Origin of the sequence: Bacteroides intestinalis (assembly GCF_003464595.1) — a bacterium.
Lineage (GTDB): Bacteria > Bacteroidota > Bacteroidia > Bacteroidales > Bacteroidaceae > Bacteroides > Bacteroides intestinalis_A.
In genome coordinates, this window is record NZ_QRZF01000013.1 from 26,329 (window position 1) to 44,216 (window position 17,888).

The following is a 17,888-nucleotide window of genomic DNA, read 5'->3' on the forward strand; positions in this document are numbered from 1 at the left end:
TTTTTTTCAGACAGCTTCCCTACTTAGTGATTCTATATCAAAAGATTATTAACGTTCGCCCAATTTCACATCTACAAAGAAGATACCCGTTGCACCGGCTTTCTTAATCATATCAACGATGCTTGCAGCGGTTGCCTCTTCTTCCACCTGTTCGCGTACAAATCCCCACAGGAAGTCCTGTGTTGCTTTATCTTTTTCGGCGGCAGCCACATCCACCAACTTATCGATCATTTCGGATACACGGCACTCGTGTTTGTAAACCTGTTCAAATACTTCCAGCGGAGTACCGAAATCATTGGGAACTACATCCAGCTTATCAACTTTGGCTTTACCACCACGCTTGATTACGTAATCGGCCATTGCACAGGCATGTTCGTTTTCTTCTGCCCACTGTTTCTTCAACCAGTGTGCCATACCGCTAAAACCTTCTTTCTCCATATAGAAAGACATAGCCAAATACATGTTAGCCGACCACATTTCAGCCGTGATCTGCTCGTTAATTGCATTCTGTAATTTTTCAGTAATCATAATCGTATTTTTTAATTAATTTGAAATCATTACAAAAGTAACAATGATACACAGACATTGTTCATTTAATAACATTTTTTATATAAAACAACCCGGATTGGCAGGCTTTTCCCGCAGAATTGCAGCAGCATCGAAACACGGACACTGTTTGATCCATTCTTCCGGTTCTATTTCACATTACCATTCAAGTCAGCACTGAGGTCGCGATGCCCCACCAGTCGGAAATGCGGATAATCTTTTAGCAGCAACTTGGCAAGCAGCCGGAGGGAATGTTTCTGAAAGTCAGTTCTCGTATCGGCAGAGCATCCGTTCACATCCAGTCCACCTTCATAGCACGCACCGATTGAGCGAGCGTTGTGGCTCCGGGCGTGCGCACCGTTTTTTAAAACCGGGCGAAGACTTTTGATATCTCCGTTCTTCCTTAATATAATAATGATAACCTGCGCCATATATAACGCAAGGTCCATACCGCCTTCATCTTTCTCAAATCTTTCTGTATTCATAACTTTGGGGTTGAAAGTTGCACACTACAAAATAACTCCTGAAAACAGAAATCAAAGGCGTAATGTTTGTGAATACAAAGTAAAGAAAGTGAGGATAGGAAATAAAAATGAAAGCGTACAATCATCAAAAGGATGATGTGCACGCTTCATACATATAGTTTATACTTTTAGGAGTTCTTACGCATTTTTTACAATGTCCGTAAAATCGGACCAGTCATATCAAAACTTATAACAAACATGTTTATTCTTTTAATGTTATGACAATAAAGATAGCTTTTTTCCTCTAATCTCCAACCTAATGTGGCTGAATCATGAAAAGATTAAGTCTTTATACCAACTCGTCCGAAGTATACCCCTTCGGCAATTCGCGGCAATTATAGCTTGAAGCCATAATCTCACCATAAGCACCTGCAGAACGCAACGCTATCAGATCTCCGCGCTTCACCTTATTCAAATCTATCGCTTTCCCGAATACATCCGATGACTCACAAATAGGACCTACCACATCATAAGTTTCAACTGTATCTTCTGAAGTGATATTTTCTATCTTATGATAAGCCTGATACAATGCAGGACGAATCAAATCCGTCATACCGGCATCAAGGATAGCAAATTTTTTGTTTGCTCCCTGTTTTACATAAAGCACCTGCGAGATAAGTGAACCACACTGCCCCGTTATGGCACGCCCCAGTTCAAAATGGAGCGTTTGATAAGAACGCAGCTTCAAATGCTCAGCATAAGTCGAAAAATAGTCTTTGAAATCAGGTACCGCCTGACGGTTGGGATGCTTATAATCAATGCCCAGTCCGCCACCTACGTTGACGTGCTCGATACGGATGCGGCGTGCCTCCAACTTATCTTGCAGTTCATTCACACGATTGCAAAGAGCCACGAAATCACCCATATCCAATATCTGCGAACCGATGTGGAAGTGCAGTCCGATAAACTTCACATTCTTCATCTCCAGTGCCACGTCTATCACATCGTTCATATCCTGCATACTGATACCAAACTTATTCTCTGCCAGCCCGGTAGTGATGTTGGCATGCGTATGCGCACCTACATTGGGATTGATACGGAAAGCGACATTAGCGATCTTACCTTTAGCAGCCGCCAATTCATTAATTACTTCCAACTCAGGAATAGACTCCACATTGAAACAGAAGATATTGTAGTCCAAGCTCAGGTTGATCTCCCAATCGGACTTACCTACTCCTGCAAAAACAACCTTATTCGCAGGAAAGCCAGCCTTGATGGCAGCGCGCACTTCTCCCCCACTCACACAATCGGCACCCAGTCCATTCTCACGGATAATGGTAAGTACCTTCGGATTAGCATTTGCTTTCACAGCATAATGTACCTCAAAATTGCCATACTTAGCAGCTTCTGCACGCACGCAGGAAAGAGTATCACGCAACACCTTCGTATCATAATAATAAAAAGGGGTATGCAGCTCACGGAATTTATCTATGGGGAATGTTCCTTTCATACTTCAAAACTTTGTTTATAAAGAAAAGAACGCAAATTACGCGAATTACACAAGAGCCTTTATCAGAGAGTTGTGTAATTTGTGTAGTTTGCGTTCCATATTATTTTATATCTGTACTTTCTTATTTCTCTTATTCTTCGTTGAACAGTGCATCGCTAAGCGACTGCAATGCCTTATTCTTGTCGCACTCACGGATGAGGAAAGAAATATTGTAGTTACTACCACCGAATGAGATCATTCGTACCGGTATGTCGCGCATGGCATCCAGTGCCTTCGCCTCGAAACCGACATTCTCCCATTCCAAATCACCTACCACACAGACAATACACATATCCTTATCTACTGTAACGGTTCCGTACTTCTTCAGGTCGTCTAAAATCTCGTTGAGGTGCTTCGTATTATCAACAGATACAGATACTCCTACCTCAGAAGTACAAATCATATCGATAGAAGTCTGATAGCTTTCAAAGATTTCGAATACCTTGCGCAAGAAACCGTGAGCAAGCAACATACGGCTGGATTTAATCTTGATAGCTGTAATGTTATCTTTTGCTGCAACTGCCTTGATTTTGCCCTTCTCGGTATCATTGGAAATCATAGTACCGGGAGCAGTCGGGTCCATCGTATTCAGCAGACGCACCGGGATATTGGCATACTTGGCAGGCTGTATACAAGTGGGGTGAAGAATCTTCGCACCAAAATAAGCCAGCTCGGCAGCTTCTTCAAAATGAAGATGACGTACAGGAGCAGTCTTGTCAACGATACGCGGGTCATTATTGTGCATACCGTCGATATCGGTCCATATCTGGATTTCGGAAGCATTGATAGCTGCACCGATCAGAGAAGCGGTATAGTCGCTTCCACCACGTTGCAGATTGTCTATTTCTCCGTAAGCGTTGCGGCAAATATATCCTTGTGTGATGTAAATCTCAGCACCGGGATGCAATTCCAACTGCATCTGAAGTTTCTCCTTAATATATACAGGATCGGGCTCCGCATTCTTATCGGTACGCATATATTCCAAAGCCGGAAGCAAAATGGACTTCACACCACACTCTTGCAGGTAATAGTTCATCATGGCAGTAGAGATCAGTTCTCCCTGTGCCAGAACCACTTTCTCCTCAAACAGCGTGAAAAGGTCTTTGGTATAAGAACGGATGTAGTCAAAATGAGATTTAATCAGTTCCTGACCTTTCTGTTTATACTCGGGAGTGGAATACAACTCATTCACATGCTGTTTGTATTTAGCCTCCAGCTTGTTAATGATCTCGTTGGCACCCTCCGGATTTTTCTTGTACAGATAGTCCGAAATTTCCACCAATGTATTAGTTGTACCCGACATAGCCGAGAGTACAACTATCTTCTGTTCACCATCAGTGATCAATTTGGCTACTTCCTTTATCCGCGGTGCAGAACCTACGGAAGTACCTCCAAACTTTAAAACTTTCATTTTCGTTCCTGTATTAAATGATTATATATTATTATTTGTTTCTTCTACAGTCGGCATGACATTCGAATATTCGGATGTCACATCTGTTATCTGATGACCTGCACAGCGATATACCTGTCCCGGAAACTCGTGAAGCAGATGGAGGTTGTGCGTAGTCATCAATACCAGCGAGCCACCCGTGCGGCTGATGTTATGTAACAGTCCTACAATAGCACGTCCCGTTTCCGCATCCAGATTACCGGTCGGTTCATCCGCCAGGATAATCTCCGGAGAGTTGAGCATAGCACGGGCAATAACAATGCGTTGTTGTTCGCCTCCCGAAAGTTCGTTAGGGAACTTGTATCCTTTATTACCCATTCCTACCTGCATCAGCACTTCAGCAATACGGTCTTTTATTTCCGATTTGTTTTTCCAACCCGTAGCCTTCAATACAAAAGCAAGATTATCGTTCACCGTGCGGTCCGTCAACAGTTGGAAATCCTGAAACACGATGCCCAACTTACGACGCAACTGCGGAATATGCTTGCGCTTAATGCGGCTCATATCATAGCCCAGTACCATTGCTTCGCCGGCAGTGATATCCAGTTCTCCGTAGAGGGTCTTTAGCAAACTGGTCTTACCCGAACCTACCTTACCGATCAGGTACACAAACTCTCCCTTCTGCAGCTCGAGGTTTACCTCATTCAGCACGCACAAGTCCTGTTGGTGTACTTCCACATCTTTATATCGTATCAGCGGTTCAGCCATTCCCGTTTAATTATTAATTATTAATTTTTAATTATTAATTATTTAGTGTTTCTTCCACGAAGCGCTATGACGTTCCTGCAATTCGCGTGCCAAATCTTCCAGACTGTATCCTTTGGATGTTAGCAGCACGATGAGGTGGTATATCAAATCGGCTCCTTCATAGATCAACCGTTCGTCAGTTCCGTTGCAAGCTTCGATCACTGTTTCCACAGCTTCTTCACCCACTTTCTGTGCCATTTTATTCACACCAGACTCAAACAGACTGGTTGTGTAAGAACCTTCCGGCATCTCTTCATGGCGCTTAGTAATAAAATCCTGAAGATGCTTCAGAAACATTACAGGCTGTTCATTCTTCTCACCCCAACATGTATCCGTGCCTGTATGGCAAACTGGTCCCACAGGATGTACCTGAATCAGCAATGTATCCTGATCACAGTCTTCCTTGATAGAAACGACATTCAGGAAATTACCACTCTCCTCACCTTTCGTCCAAAGACGGTTCTTGGTGCGGCTGAAAAAAGTCACTTTACCGGTTTCTACCGTTTTGTCGTAAGCTTCTTTATTCATGAAGCCCAACATTAACACCTTAGCGGTGTCTGCGTCTTGTATGATTGCCGGAACAAGTCCGTTCATTTTATCAAAATCCATTTAGGTAATTATTAATTATGAGCTATAAATTATTAATTGCTATGCAGCGTGATGCGGTAATATTCTGTCATCTTTATCGCCTTATCACTTTGCCACTCTATCACTTTTACATCACCCGCATCGAGATTCCCTGGGCGCAAAGATACGATTTTAAATCGGGAATTTTAATTTCTCCGAAATGAAAAACACTGGCTGCCAACGCTGCATCTGCTTTTCCTTGCAAAAATACATCACGAAAATGCTCTTTTGCTCCTGCTCCGCCCGATGCAATCACCGGAATAGAGAGGTTATCAGACATTTCAGCAAGTGCTTCATTGGCGTATCCGGTCTTTACGCCATCATGATTCATGCTGGTGAAAAGTATTTCTCCGGCACCACGTTCCTGGGCTTCTTTTGTCCAGGTAAACAGCTCCTTATCTGTTTCTACACGGCCTCCATTCAGATAGCACCACCAGCCTTTTTCAGTCTGTTTGGCATCTACCGCCAGCACACATACCTGCGAACCGAAGTTCTTAGCTATTTCATCAATCAGTTCGGGACGGCGAATTGCAGAAGAATTGATAGAAATCTTATCTGCACCGGCATTCAGCAGACGGTCTACATCACTCAATTCGTTGATACCGCCACCTACCGTAAACGGAATACTGATATTGGCAGCAATGCGCTTCACCAACTCTGCAAATGTCTTGCGACCTTCAAAACTGGCTGTTATATCCAGAAAAACCAATTCATCAGCACCTTGCTCACTATACGCACGCGCCAGTTCCACTGGATCGCCCGCTTGACGCAAATTGACGAAATTGGTTCCTTTCACTGTTTGTCCGTCTTTGATATCGAGACAGGGAATAATTCTTTTCGCTAACACTTCTGTTTTGTTTTAACGATTTATATTCATGAGAATGATTCGTCAATAATCCTGCATCATTCTTTCTATTTCCTTCAGAGTAATATGCCCTTCATACAGAGCCTTACCAAAAATTACAGCCGGTACTCCAGCCGCCTCCAATGCACGTATATCTTCCATACTGCTGACACCGCCACTTGCTATCAGGTAAAGGTCGGGATGTTGTTCCAGCATTTCCTTATACAGTTCAATAGAAGGTCCCTGCAACATACCATCGCAACTAATATCCGTGCAAATTACTTTCTGAATACCTTTCTCTACATATTCTTTCAGGAAAGGGAACAATTCACAAGCACTTTCGTCCTTCCAGCCATTCACAGCTATCTTCCGGTCTTTCACATCCGCACCAAGAATTATCTTCTCACTGCCGTAAACTTCCAGCCAATGGCAGAACAACTCAGGATTTTTCACCGCAATACTGCCGCCTGTAACCATCTGCGCCCCATTCTCAAAAGCTATCTTCAAGTCTTCATCACTTTTCACGCCACCACCGAAATCAACTATCAGGGAAGTCTGTGAGGTGATTCTATTCAAAACATTATAATTGACTACATGATGAGAAGCCGCCCCGTCCAGGTCTACCACATGAAGCCGGCGAATACCGTATGCCTCCATTTCTTTGGCCACTTCCACCGGATTTTCGTTATACACCTTCTTACTGTCATAGTCACCTTGCGAAAGGCGTACACACTTTCCGTCGATAATATCTATTGCAGGGATAAGCTCTATCATATATTTATCTACTTAATTATAATTCTAAAAAATTGCGCAGGATACGTTCTCCCACACCTCCACTCTTCTCCGGATGGAATTGGGTAGCATAATAATTATCCTTATGCAAGGCAGCGCTAAACGGTTGTATATAGTCCGTCACAGCAGCTGTATATTCATTGACCGGAACGTAGAAGCTATGCACAAAATAGACAAACTCTTCTTTTGTAAAGCCTTTGAATAAGCCACTGTTCGTCTCTGTGAGCGTATTCCAACCCATGTGAGGCACTTTATCCTCATGCTTCTGTGGAACGAAACGCTTCACTTCCGTATCAAAAATACCCAGACAATCCACATCTCCCCCTTCTTCAGAATGGCGACACATCACTTGCATACCCAGACATATCCCTAAAAGAGGCTGTCTAAGTTCCTTAATCAATGCATCCATGCCACTGGCACGCAGAAACTTCATGGTGGTTTCCGCCTCGCCCACACCTGGAAAGATCACTTTGTCCGCCGCACGCAATTCATCTCTATCCGCCGTTACCACAGCTTCCACGCCCAAACGCTTCAGCGCATAATCCACCGAATAGATATTGCCCGCATTATATTTGATAATCGCTACTTTCATGAATATACCTTAACTAAATATCACTGTTTTATTCTTATACGCCAGTACCTTGCGCTCAATATGCTTCTGCACGGCACGCGAGAGAACAATCTTTTCCAGGTCTTTCCCCTTATTTACAAGATCTTCTACAGTATCTTTATGAGTGATACGAACCACATCTTGTTCAATGATCGGTCCTGCATCCAGTTCTGTTGTTACATAATGACTGGTAGCACCAATGATCTTCACACCACGCTCAAATGCTGCATGATAAGGTCTTGCTCCCACAAATGCAGGAAGGAAAGAGTGATGAATATTGATAATCCGATTGGGATAGGCATCAATCATCCACTCTGAAATCACCTGCATATAACGCGCCAGTACAATAAAGTTCACCTTATGCTTTGCCAGCAATTCCATTTCTTTTTTCTCCTGTTCTTCTTTAGTCTCCTTTGTAATAGGGAACAGATAGAAAGGTATTCCGAAACGTTCGGCTACATGTTGCAAGTCGGGATGGTTGCTTATAATAAGAGGAATCTCGACGTTCCATTCTCCTGCCGTATAGCGTGCCAGTAAATCGAACAGGCAATGTGACATCTTAGACACAAATATTGCCATGCGTGGTTTCGTATCCGAGAAATAGAGACGGAAAAACATTTCATATTTCTGTGCGTACAGCGTAGCAAAATAATCTTCAATTTTCTCTTGCGGTATCAGGAAGTTCTTCAATTCCCACTCGATACGCATGAAAAAGATATTCTCCACATGATCGACATATTGGTCCAGATAGATAATATTTCCCTTGTTTACCGTTATAAAGTCTGTCACTTCTGCCAGAATTCCCGGTTTGTCGGGACAGTGAAGTAACAGTTTGGCCGTTTTCATCATCCTAAATTATCGTTTTTATCGTTTTCAAATTACAATTTTCTCGATTTGAGTTTGCAAAAATAACGATTTATTGTAAAATAACGAAGTTTTCGAGCAAGAAGTTTAAATCAAGCAACAAAAAGCTTCGTTTTCATTACAAAACCATCCCAATCCCCTTTCACAAAAAGCTCTGCAAGAACTTATTTTTTTTCATATTCCAATGTTCTCAAAATGAGGATATAAAAGGAAAAGTGATAAAATCAAGCAAAAAAATTTCATCGTAGCTATTGCAGGTTTCAAAGAAATGCCTACCTTTGCAACCGCAATCGAGAGAGAAAGCAATTAAAGAAATGAAATTATGGTGCGTTAGTTCAGTTGGTTAGAATACATGCCTGTCACGCATGGGGTCACGGGTTCGAGTCCCGTACGCACCGCTTAAAGCTCTGAAATCGAATGATTTCAGAGCTTTTTTGTTCAATATACCAGGTGTTCCACCTAATAACAATTACATTCCAAACCTTGATGTATCCACCTCTTTCAGATTCTTTTTCTTATACCCTCCAAAGCGATAACTGAGATTCAGAGTAAAAGCCCGCGAATAGAAAGCGCTGTTCATATCTAAGTCCTGTCCCTTGAAACGAACTTTTGTTTTAGGCATCCCTGTATTAAGAATATCATTACAACGAGCGGAAAGGCTCATCCTGTCGTTTGCAAAACTCCATTTCAATCCGGCAGTAAAGTTAAAGATGGATTCAATATCGAATGTTCCTTGTATAACCGGTGTTTGTACATTCCCCATCAATTCAAAAGCCAGATTTTTATTCACTTTAAAAGTGTTATCCAGCATAGCACTGAACATCCACTTTTTTCGATTGAAAGGTATATCAAAGAAATCATCACAACGTTGCCTCATCTGCATACCGGCTACAGTCAATCGAGAATCCAACCAATTTCCTGTTTTGAAAGGCAATATGATATTTACTCCCCACAACTGCATATAGTTCCAGTTTGTATTTTTATAAATTAGCGCAAGCCTATCTGTAGATTGATAAGGAGTTTGTATAAAGTAATCTGGAGTATGCATAAAGAACAGGTTAAAAATATATTTTTGCTTCAAGATATAACTCCCGTTCAGATTGTAATTAGTCATAGGTTTCAATCCCGGCGTTCCCCATAACTCAGTGTACCCGTTGAGATAACTAACAGACGATTGCATATCCCAATAGCTCGGATACGTCTTATCTGTAGATAAGGAGAACTGGAATGTATGCTTCGGGGTTTTAAAGTAAGTCAGCGATGCCTGTGGATAAACCGCCCATTTATGATAATTGCCAATAGTATAATATTCTCCCGTAGCCGATACTGAGAACGAAACTCCTGTCTCGTAGTTTTTTCTGAGTGACACATAAAAATTAGCAGTCTGTTCTTTCAGATCGGAATACATATTCTGAGTATGAATATCCCCCACTACCTTATCATAAGTTTGAAAATCACGATCTTTAGCAAACCGATAGGATGCCCCATACCCTAAACTCCATCCTTTAGATAATGAATGCTTTTGATCTGCATAAATAGAATAGCGATCTATTCTTTGTCCGCCAACCATTGAAAAACTGCTTTGCCTGCCATCCTGATAGTCGGCATAGAGGCTTTGATGATTGTCGGATGTATAATGCGTATAATCACCACCTATTTCAAACCCAAATCCTGAATGATACTGCAATGTGACATTATTCATCTGTGTATCAAGATATTTATCAACATTACTGGTTTGATAATTTCCTGTCGTTTCGCTACTATTATGCTGATCGGGGCTATAACTGCCTGTATATATCACATTGATTGTATGATTATCATTGAAATTATACTCAAATGCAGTTCTGAAATTGTGATTCCAATACTTACTGCGTAATTGCTCATTCTGACTGATATCGTACCGTTCATTTTTCAGTGTATGCCTGGAATCGAGGTCTATGTATTCCATGTTCTTCACATCATTCGCTCCATACATCACATCAAAAGCCATCTTGGGTGTCGATAAACGGAAATTCCCCTTCATGCCACCGCTATTAAAATATTGATTCTTATAATCAGCACTTACTTCTCCTTGAAAAGAATAGTCATTCGAGCGTTTTAAAACAACATTGATAACCGCTCCCCGTACATGATATTCTGGGGGTGCACTATACATTACTTCTGCTTTCTCCACCCTGCTTACCGGCGTATTACGCAAAAGAGTTTCAAGCTGCCCGACATCCATTGTAGTAGGTTTTCCATTCAGGATTACAATCAGATTTCCTGCACCGACCAGAGTCAATGCCCCCTTACTTTCTTGCACTCCCGGTAGCCTCATCAATGCTTCATAGGCATTATTCACTACTTGCTTTTCAGATAAAACAGCGAGATTATAACCTAAACGTCCATTCTCCACTTTTACAAATGGGCGTTCCGCCTTTACCACCACTTCATCCAAGGCATAATCCTGAGGCTGTAACTGAATAGTCCCGGCATTTTTCCCATTGCCGGTTACTTGCTTCGTATGAAATAAAAGATGTTGGATAATTAAGCGGTATTTTTCTTGTTGGCCATTCAAAGTGAATATACCGTCAGCGTTTGATATAGACGCATCTATATAAATAGAGTCTACCGTTTGCAATACAATGGTCGCCCCCTCTATGGGGTGCTGTTCACTGTCTATTATCTTGCCGCTAATGGTTTGTCCCCAAACGGCTGTTTGAAAACCACCTACTACAATATAGCTGATTACAGATAAGATTACTTTATTCAATCGCATCATTCTATGCCATTTACAGATACTAATGTCACCATTAGTTCGGATTACAGAAATTTCATGTTTTGATTTCTCTGTTTATAGACGAAGCGAAAAAATCATATTTGGTTTATAAAGAAGAAAAACATTTAATATTCTTAAATACAAGATTCACCTATAGCCCTTGATGCATCCATTAATATACGCTCGCTGCCTTACCAAGTCCACACCAACTCCGTATCAAGTCCGTACCCGCTCCGTATCAACTCCCAATAAAGGTACTTTTATACGGACCAGGTACGGAGTTGGTACGGAGCAGACCAGGACCAGACACGGTTCAGGTATGTCTTAAATATTATTTCAGAGTTTATTCAGCAAATGTGCCTGTAGACATAAAGATTACCGAATTCATATAATAATCCTCACCCTCTGTCTGCGGTTGTTCAAACAGTTGTTTATAAATAGGCTCAGGCTCAGGTCCGACAGATACATCTGCATCCGGAGAATAAATGCCACAGTACCATACAGGAACCTTTTTCATATTAAAGCGCGGAATGCCTTCTATTACAAGTTTATAAAACCCAACCTTATCGCCATCTTTTACGACTCTTGTCAGCCCTCCGTAATTGGTACCCATATTATATCTCAACCCTTTTAAAGAAATATATCCATCTTCAACCAGATTACCCTCTGCAAATTTCTTCGCTTTACAGGTAAAAGGTATTTCATATTCACCACCTTCGGGAGACAGAATAAAAGGATTAGGGCCATCTACTTTTATTGTGTATTCATACTCTACTTTTGCCTTCGATATTACATCTATCAATTTGTAGACAATGCTACTTCCATCAGCAGGAGGATCAACCAAGGTTCTTTTCTCAACCCATAAAGCATACTCATAGCCTTTTTCGTAAACGAAATCAGCAATTCCTTGAAAATCCAGCGTTTTGTAGTCGCTTTCACTTTCTTCTTTCACCAGCATACAATCGATGGGAGAATCACTTCCCCAAGGCTGATAAGTACCTGTTTTGTCAGAAATAAGCATTTTTACAGTTTCTACCTTGTCTTGCGGTTCATCATCACTACAAGCAACAAAGCCAGTGATTGGCAGGATTAATAGCAATAATCCTAATAAGCGTTTTGTCTTCATAATGTTTTCTTTAAGTCTAGTTTTGTAATTATGCAAAGATATACAAAATCTCTTTAAGCCTATAATAAACAAAACCTTTTATTTCTCTTCTCAGAAGAAGCTTGAATAGAATTTTAAAGGAGATAGGCTATATGAAGATATAAAAGCGTACCTTCGTCAACAGAATGAGATATCGAAGAATAACAACCACCGGACAAATCCGGGAAAAAAAGAAAGAGCGCAGGCAAACCATATATGTCTGGCTGATAGTGATTGTGATCCTGACAATACTTGTCGGAGTGGGTTATCTGGCCTCTCCCAGTACTGTATTGCTCCAGCAAACTGCATTTCGGGGTATCAGTTATCGCCCACTTATGGCATCCGTGATGCTTTTCACTACCATTCTTGTCATTATTATTGGCGTACTTCTGGCAGATAAATACACAAAAGTCGGATATTACCTGAAGACCATCGCCTGTGGCATTGTCATAGGGATGCTTTTTCACGGTATGGGTATCAATCTGTTACTGAATATGAATCATTGGTTGGCAAGCAAGGCTCCCGTCCGTAAAGAATACAGAGTAACAGAAATCCGTTTTCTAAAGCCCAACAAATTGGCCCGCTACCGGACCATATTGCCTGAATGCAGAATTCTGAAAGCTGTCGACCAGGATAATCCTGACGACTACCTTTCCTTCCACGTCCCTATAGATACACAAGTAGCCATGGGATGTGTATTGCATGTTACAATAAAAAACGGTATCTTTGGGTGGAAAGCAGTCGATGAACTGGCGGTAGATTGTAAAGAACTACATGAGTATGTCAAATAAGAAACTCAAAATATTATATGAAAACCATTTAAATCACCGGATATGAAAAAACACTCCATTCTATTCCTTTTAGGATTTATCTTTCCTATCTGCATCCATGCTCAGGACATATCCGGAACATGGAATGGAAAGCTGTCGCTCCCCAACGCTTCCTTGACTATTTGCTTCAACCTGCAACAAACCGAGCAGGGATATACCTCTACTTGTGACAGTCCCGATCAGAATGTAAAAGGCATTCCGACAGGTTCCACACTCTTTCAGGATTCGATTCTGACGATTCAGATTCCTGATATTCGTGCCTCTTACAAAGGTAAGTTGGAGAAAGACGGCAAAATATACGGAGACTTCACACAAGGACTTAGATTCAAACTAAATCTGGAAAAAGGAGAAGTAGCCAAACCTAAACGCCCCCAAGAACCACAACCACCTTTCCCCTATAAAGCAGAAGACATTACTTTTGAAAATAAAGAAGCCGGAATCACACTTGCCGGCACTCTGACGCTTCCCGAACAGGGCAAAAAATTCCCGGCAGTAGTATTGGTTACCGGTAGTGGCGCACAGAACAGGGATGAGGAAATAATGGGGCATAAGCCATTTCTGGTAATAGCAGACTACCTGACCCGTAACGGTATAGCCGTACTTCGCTGCGACGACAGAGGCGTAGGAGGCTCAACAGGCGTTTTTGCAGAAGCCACCAACGAAGATTATGCCAGCGATGCAGAAGCAGCGATCAATTACCTGAAAGGCAGAAAAGAAATTAATCCCAAACAGATAGGAATCATCGGTCATAGCTGTGGCGGAACCGTGGCTTTTATATTGGGCGCCCGTAACAAAGATATTGCTTACATCGTTTCAATGGCCGGCGCTACCATAAAAGGAGACAGCCTGATGTTGAAACAAGCAGAAACAGTTAGCAAGTCAGGTGGCACCTCCGATGCCATGTGGGAATTATACAAACCCACATTACGCGCCCGTTATGCTATATTGGCACAGGACAAAAGCACTGAGGAAATCCGGAAAGAGCTATATGCCAACATTATTGCAACACTGCCACCCGTACAACTGCAAGACCCAAACATCGCCAAACAAATAGAAGTTGAGATGAACGGAATGCTCTCTCCGTGGTATCTTCATTTCATGAAATACGATCCGACCCAAGATTTAAAGAAGATAAAATGTCCGGTACTGGCTGTCAATGGAGATAAAGACATACAGGTAGATGCAGACATGAATCTCAAAGCTGTGGAAGATTGGGTCAAGTCTAACGGAAATAAGAAAGTTACCACCAAGAAATATCCCGGTTTGAACCATTTGTTCCAATCCTGTAAGACTTGTACAATTATGGAATACGGGCAATTAGAAGAAACCATCAGTCCTGAGGTCCTGAAAGATATGACAGAATGGATTCTTCTGAATTGCAGACATTAGAGTTATTTTTCCGCTTGTTTAATTTCGTCAACCAATGTATTAATCTCTTCCAGAGCATACTCATAAGTCTGAGGATCAACTGTTTCACGCAATAAACCAACTGCTCTTCTTGCGTCATCACACGCTTTTAGGGCAGTTTTTACGTCATCTTTATCCATGTAGGCTTCGGACATGGCCAAATACATGATGTAATGACTAAAATCATTCTGATAAATTGATATGGCCCATTTTGCAAGTTGTATCACTTTATCCGGTTGCTCATTATTACCAGCCACCGTTATCCAATCATTATACAGGGGATATACTTCCGGATAAAATTGATAACCCAGATACAATCGTCTATTGTCATATATCTTTTTGACAGCCATGGCATAATCTTCTTCACCCAATAATGCAGTTCGTTCTTCTTCTTTCGGAGTTCCATATGAATAACCTAAATATGCTTTCACCGCTTTCCCAAATGACACAGGTACAGATTCCGAATGGTTGACATCAGACATATATTCGAATATAATTTTGAAATTGTCTATTTGAGGAGAATTAGTAATGAGTGAATCCAGTTCCTCCACGCCTTTAAGATAATTCTGCTCCAATTCCCCGGCATTGCCATTGGCTATGAAAACAAATTTATGAAGACTATCCGGATTCTTGGTTTTAAAGTCACGGATCAATCGATGTTTCTCATAGATCAAGTTGGGGCTAAACAGCATATAGGCATTAAACATGGAATCCCGGTTACACAAAGCATGCATAAATAAGGAACCTCCCAATGAATGCCCGACACAAGCTCTATGGTTATTTAAATTATAGCGAGTTTCGATATACGGAAACAATTCATTAGACATGAAGTCCAGAAACAGATCAGCGCGTCCTGTCGCTCTATATTCTCCTTTTGTTATAAAATCGTCCATTCTGGTATTTTCGGACTCAATGCCTACTACCAAATATGCAGGAACTCCTTTATCAGACTCCATATCTGTTACAAAAGAGATTTGTGATGCCACCAAATTCACAAATGCATTATCCCCATCCAAAACATATACAACATTCAATTTCTTACCTGGTTGCATACCGGCCGTATCCGGTATTACCAGATTCAAATGACGGGTCTGTCCTAAGACTTCAGACTTTAAAGAGTCCTTAATGAGGGTTTGTTGCGCATAACTAAATAAATTAGTCATTAAGAGTAGTAATACCAAATAGTAGTTTCTCATAATATCTTGTTTTAAAGGTTACTCAATCAACCTGCTGTCGTTTTCAGGGCTAAATATAGAAATAACAAATGACTTTTTCAAATTTATTTTATTGAAATAAAGACAGTTATTCTCTAAAGTATATCGAAAAAAGATGAATCATAAAAGAGAAGGAGAATTGTCTTCAGGGTAATTCTCCTTCATAAGTTACTTAGATTTTCTTTCCGACGTAGAATGCATAACCATAAAAGTCTTTATACTTATAGTATAATTGTTGCTCATGGCGCTGATTGGCAATCAGTTCTTCAGCAGCTTGGTTACCTTTATATTTTCGTAGGAAGTCCTCTTGGGCTTCAACCTGCGGCATATAGAAATGTTCGATCCAGCAATTTTCCGGTATACAGAAACAGGCTACAGGGATATATCCGGCCTTCTGCATCTGTGCCAGCTTATTGGGAATCGTATTTATTTCAGGATAAGCATCCATCCAGAAATCATTGATCTCAGCCGGACGTTCATCAGTGAACCATGACACCTCTGATACGGCAATATAACCGCCTTTCTTCAAAAACGGACGCCATAGATTCAACCCGTATTCAAAACCAATATTATAGATGGCTCCTTCCGACCAGATAAGATCTAATTCTTCATTCCGGAACGGGAGTTCATCCATTGATCCAATAATACCTTTCACTCTGTCCTGAAGGTTAAAGTGCTCGGCATTACTATTGAATTGGTTGATAAAATCAGGAAACAAATCAATGCCTGTAATTTGTCCCGGAGTATGTTGCGCCAGCGTAATCGTCTGGCCACCTGTGCCACAACCCAGATCAGCAATCAGAGATTTATCCGTAAGCCCCTCAACAAAGCTAAGAGCCTTTATTGTTGTTTCAGCACTTCCCGGTCCCTGACGTTCTACACTTGAAAAGTATTCGCAGATTAAACTAAAATCGAATTCGTGAATAGATTTATTTTCGTTGCTCATGATGTTTAAATTTTATTGTTGATACATAGGTATAAAAATAACTCCTGCAAGAATATGCACGAGTTGAGCTAAAGGATAACCGAGAGCATAATGCCCACAGTTATTTACTTACCGAATCCTTCTTAACTTTAAACATCCAACATTTTTTATATCGCCACAAAGATAGGCAGACTTTTTATTCCTGCAAATTATCGGAAGAGAAAAAAGAAACCACCCTTGTGACATGTTCCTTTCGCCATAACTATAATTTAAGTTGTTATTATATTTTCCTTATTTTCTGACATTCAGGACAATAGTAAACCGATCCTCCAAGATAGGCTTCTTTGACAATTACGCTGCCACAACGCGGGCAAGGATTCTTCCATGTTTTGGAAGAAAGAATCGTTTTATACCCTCCCTCATTTCCATAAAGGTCCGTCTGGGTATCACGGCCTCTTCCGGAAGTCATAGCCATTAAGGTATCCTTCAGAGATTTGAAAAGTACCCCTTTCTGTCCATCCGACAGGTCAAGCACTTTCTGTTTCGGATGAATCCCGGCATTAAATAGAATATCCTGCGTTACCCCATTGCCTACACCCGGAATACGTTGTTCGGTAGCCAGCAGAGCTTTAGCCGTCAATGTCTTTTTGGCTGAAGCAAATAATTTCTCAAATTCCGCTTCCGTATAAGCATCACTCAGCGGGGAAATACTTTCACGGCTTATCGTATAATATTTATTGTCGATAACGCCATCGGGATAGGCACTGATAAAGCCATACATGGCAACCGTAAATACAAGAAACGATTCATCTTCAAAAGTCAGCAGCAATTGGTAATTGGCAGGAACTTTATCACCCGGATTATAGTAACGTGCGCTCACCCCGTCACCGATATTCATTATCACATTGCCCGACAGGTAAAAATCGACAAACATTCCATATCCTTTAGACGACAGAATCGTCTTTCCGATGAGCAACTTTCCATACTCCAGTGGATCGCCACTATAGAACGTGAACTTATGAGGCTTGGTAGCATTGAACACTTGCGTAATCGTTTTACCTCTTAAAACATCATTGGCTTGCTTACTCAGTGTAAGTACTTCTGGCAATTCTAACAT

The 17,888-nt window shown here is 41.2% G+C and carries 16 protein-coding genes, 1 tRNA gene and 1 pseudogene; 3 read left to right on the forward strand and 15 right to left on the reverse strand.

Annotated features, from left to right (window positions below; genetic code table 11):
• Window positions 1-48: 48 nt before the first annotated feature.
• The 10 genes and pseudogenes from DWW10_RS16940 to purU form a co-directional block, all read right to left on the reverse strand.
• Window positions 49-528: a ferritin gene (locus DWW10_RS16940; protein ID WP_118421947.1), complete on the reverse strand. Its 480-nt coding sequence runs from the start codon at window positions 526-528 to the stop codon at window positions 49-51.
• Window positions 529-606: 78 nt separating this feature from the next.
• A pseudogene (locus DWW10_RS16945) lies at window positions 607-975 on the reverse strand (N-acetylmuramoyl-L-alanine amidase); the annotation flags it as partial.
• A gap of 384 nt (window positions 976-1,359) precedes the next feature.
• Complete coding sequence (gene lysA / locus DWW10_RS16950) at window positions 1,360-2,520, reverse strand: diaminopimelate decarboxylase (RefSeq protein WP_118421948.1); 1,161 nt, start codon at window positions 2,518-2,520, stop codon at window positions 1,360-1,362.
• A gap of 130 nt (window positions 2,521-2,650) precedes the next feature.
• Window positions 2,651-3,970, reverse strand: a complete 1,320-nt coding sequence (locus DWW10_RS16955; RefSeq protein WP_022391971.1) for an aspartate kinase — start codon at window positions 3,968-3,970, stop codon at window positions 2,651-2,653.
• 21 nt (window positions 3,971-3,991) lie between these two features.
• A complete protein-coding gene (locus DWW10_RS16960; protein WP_118421949.1) occupies window positions 3,992-4,717 on the reverse strand; it encodes a cell division ATP-binding protein FtsE in 726 nt (241 codons plus the stop codon).
• Between the two features lie 42 nt (window positions 4,718-4,759).
• Window positions 4,760-5,365, reverse strand: a complete 606-nt coding sequence (gene hisIE / locus DWW10_RS16965; protein ID WP_044532491.1) for a bifunctional phosphoribosyl-AMP cyclohydrolase/phosphoribosyl-ATP diphosphatase HisIE — start codon at window positions 5,363-5,365, stop codon at window positions 4,760-4,762.
• A 106-nt stretch (window positions 5,366-5,471) separates the two neighbouring features.
• Window positions 5,472-6,230, reverse strand: a complete 759-nt coding sequence (hisF, locus tag DWW10_RS16970) for an imidazole glycerol phosphate synthase subunit HisF (RefSeq protein ID WP_118421950.1) — start codon at window positions 6,228-6,230, stop codon at window positions 5,472-5,474.
• A gap of 42 nt (window positions 6,231-6,272) precedes the next feature.
• The gene (hisA, locus tag DWW10_RS16975) at window positions 6,273-7,001 is read right to left on the reverse strand and encodes a 1-(5-phosphoribosyl)-5-[(5-phosphoribosylamino)methylideneamino]imidazole-4-carboxamide isomerase (RefSeq protein WP_118421951.1); all 729 of its coding nucleotides are present in this window, start codon (window positions 6,999-7,001) and stop codon (window positions 6,273-6,275) included.
• Between the two features lie 16 nt (window positions 7,002-7,017).
• The gene (gene hisH / locus DWW10_RS16980) at window positions 7,018-7,611 is read right to left on the reverse strand and encodes an imidazole glycerol phosphate synthase subunit HisH (RefSeq protein WP_118223813.1); all 594 of its coding nucleotides are present in this window, start codon (window positions 7,609-7,611) and stop codon (window positions 7,018-7,020) included.
• Window positions 7,612-7,620: 9 nt separating this feature from the next.
• Window positions 7,621-8,478 (reverse strand): formyltetrahydrofolate deformylase, encoded by an 858-nt coding sequence (purU, locus tag DWW10_RS16985; RefSeq protein WP_118421952.1) that lies wholly within the window; start codon window positions 8,476-8,478, stop codon window positions 7,621-7,623.
• Between the two features lie 339 nt (window positions 8,479-8,817).
• On the opposite strand from purU, the gene DWW10_RS16990 reads away from it, so the two are divergent.
• Window positions 8,818-8,891: transfer RNA gene (locus DWW10_RS16990), tRNA-Asp, on the forward strand.
• A gap of 71 nt (window positions 8,892-8,962) precedes the next feature.
• On the opposite strand, the gene DWW10_RS16995 is transcribed toward DWW10_RS16990, so the two are convergent.
• Both DWW10_RS16995 and DWW10_RS17000 read right to left on the reverse strand, forming a co-directional pair.
• Window positions 8,963-11,254 (reverse strand): TonB-dependent receptor, encoded by a 2,292-nt coding sequence (locus DWW10_RS16995; protein WP_118421953.1) that lies wholly within the window; start codon window positions 11,252-11,254, stop codon window positions 8,963-8,965.
• 340 nt (window positions 11,255-11,594) lie between these two features.
• Entirely contained in the window at window positions 11,595-12,377 is a 783-nt protein-coding gene (locus tag DWW10_RS17000; RefSeq protein ID WP_022393381.1) for a DUF4377 domain-containing protein, read from the reverse strand.
• A gap of 164 nt (window positions 12,378-12,541) precedes the next feature.
• Here DWW10_RS17000 and DWW10_RS17005 point away from each other — a divergent pair, with 164 nt between their 5' ends.
• Together DWW10_RS17005 and DWW10_RS17010 are read left to right on the forward strand one after the other, a co-directional pair.
• On the forward strand, window positions 12,542-13,186 hold the full coding sequence (locus tag DWW10_RS17005; protein ID WP_118421954.1) for a hypothetical protein: 645 nt from the start codon (window positions 12,542-12,544) through the stop codon (window positions 13,184-13,186).
• Window positions 13,187-13,228: 42 nt separating this feature from the next.
• Complete coding sequence (locus DWW10_RS17010; protein WP_022391421.1) at window positions 13,229-14,614, forward strand: alpha/beta hydrolase family protein; 1,386 nt, start codon at window positions 13,229-13,231, stop codon at window positions 14,612-14,614.
• A 2-nt stretch (window positions 14,615-14,616) separates the two neighbouring features.
• On the opposite strand, the gene DWW10_RS17015 is transcribed toward DWW10_RS17010, so the two are convergent.
• The 3 genes from DWW10_RS17015 to DWW10_RS17025 all read right to left on the reverse strand — a co-directional run bounded on the left by DWW10_RS17015 (window position 14,617) and on the right by DWW10_RS17025 (window position 17,888).
• Window positions 14,617-15,828 (reverse strand): alpha/beta hydrolase, encoded by a 1,212-nt coding sequence (locus DWW10_RS17015; RefSeq protein WP_022391420.1) that lies wholly within the window; start codon window positions 15,826-15,828, stop codon window positions 14,617-14,619.
• A 190-nt stretch (window positions 15,829-16,018) separates the two neighbouring features.
• Window positions 16,019-16,792, reverse strand: coding sequence for a class I SAM-dependent methyltransferase (locus tag DWW10_RS17020; protein WP_022391419.1), 774 nt, complete (start codon window positions 16,790-16,792; stop codon window positions 16,019-16,021).
• Between the two features lie 259 nt (window positions 16,793-17,051).
• Window positions 17,052-17,888 (reverse strand): zinc finger domain-containing protein, encoded by an 837-nt coding sequence (locus tag DWW10_RS17025; RefSeq protein ID WP_022391418.1) that lies wholly within the window; start codon window positions 17,886-17,888, stop codon window positions 17,052-17,054.

Bases quoted from the DNA above. Each gene is read 5' to 3' on its own strand.
- DWW10_RS17005 (WP_118421954.1), top strand. From the start codon at position 12,542: ATGAGATATCGAAGAATAACAACCACCGGACAAATCCGGGAAAAAAAG.
- DWW10_RS16940 (WP_118421947.1), bottom strand. From the start codon at position 528: ATGATTACTGAAAAATTACAGAATGCAATTAACGAGCAGATCACGGCT.
- hisH (WP_118223813.1), bottom strand. From the start codon at position 7,611: ATGAAAGTAGCGATTATCAAATATAATGCGGGCAATATCTATTCGGTG.
- DWW10_RS17020 (WP_022391419.1), bottom strand. From the start codon at position 16,792: ATGAGCAACGAAAATAAATCTATTCACGAATTCGATTTTAGTTTAATC.
- purU (WP_118421952.1), bottom strand. From the start codon at position 8,478: ATGATGAAAACGGCCAAACTGTTACTTCACTGTCCCGACAAACCGGGA.
- lysA (WP_118421948.1), bottom strand. From the start codon at position 2,520: ATGAAAGGAACATTCCCCATAGATAAATTCCGTGAGCTGCATACCCCT.
- DWW10_RS17010 (WP_022391421.1), top strand. From the start codon at position 13,229: ATGAAAAAACACTCCATTCTATTCCTTTTAGGATTTATCTTTCCTATC.
- hisIE (WP_044532491.1), bottom strand. From the start codon at position 5,365: ATGGATTTTGATAAAATGAACGGACTTGTTCCGGCAATCATACAAGAC.
- DWW10_RS17000 (WP_022393381.1), bottom strand. From the start codon at position 12,377: ATGAAGACAAAACGCTTATTAGGATTATTGCTATTAATCCTGCCAATC.
- DWW10_RS16995 (WP_118421953.1), bottom strand. From the start codon at position 11,254: ATGATGCGATTGAATAAAGTAATCTTATCTGTAATCAGCTATATTGTA.
- DWW10_RS16960 (WP_118421949.1), bottom strand. From the start codon at position 4,717: ATGGCTGAACCGCTGATACGATATAAAGATGTGGAAGTACACCAACAG.
- DWW10_RS16955 (WP_022391971.1), bottom strand. From the start codon at position 3,970: ATGAAAGTTTTAAAGTTTGGAGGTACTTCCGTAGGTTCTGCACCGCGG.
- DWW10_RS17025 (WP_022391418.1), bottom strand. From the start codon at position 17,888: ATGTTAGAATTGCCAGAAGTACTTACACTGAGTAAGCAAGCCAATGAT.
- DWW10_RS17015 (WP_022391420.1), bottom strand. From the start codon at position 15,828: ATGAGAAACTACTATTTGGTATTACTACTCTTAATGACTAATTTATTT.
- hisA (WP_118421951.1), bottom strand. From the start codon at position 7,001: ATGATAGAGCTTATCCCTGCAATAGATATTATCGACGGAAAGTGTGTA.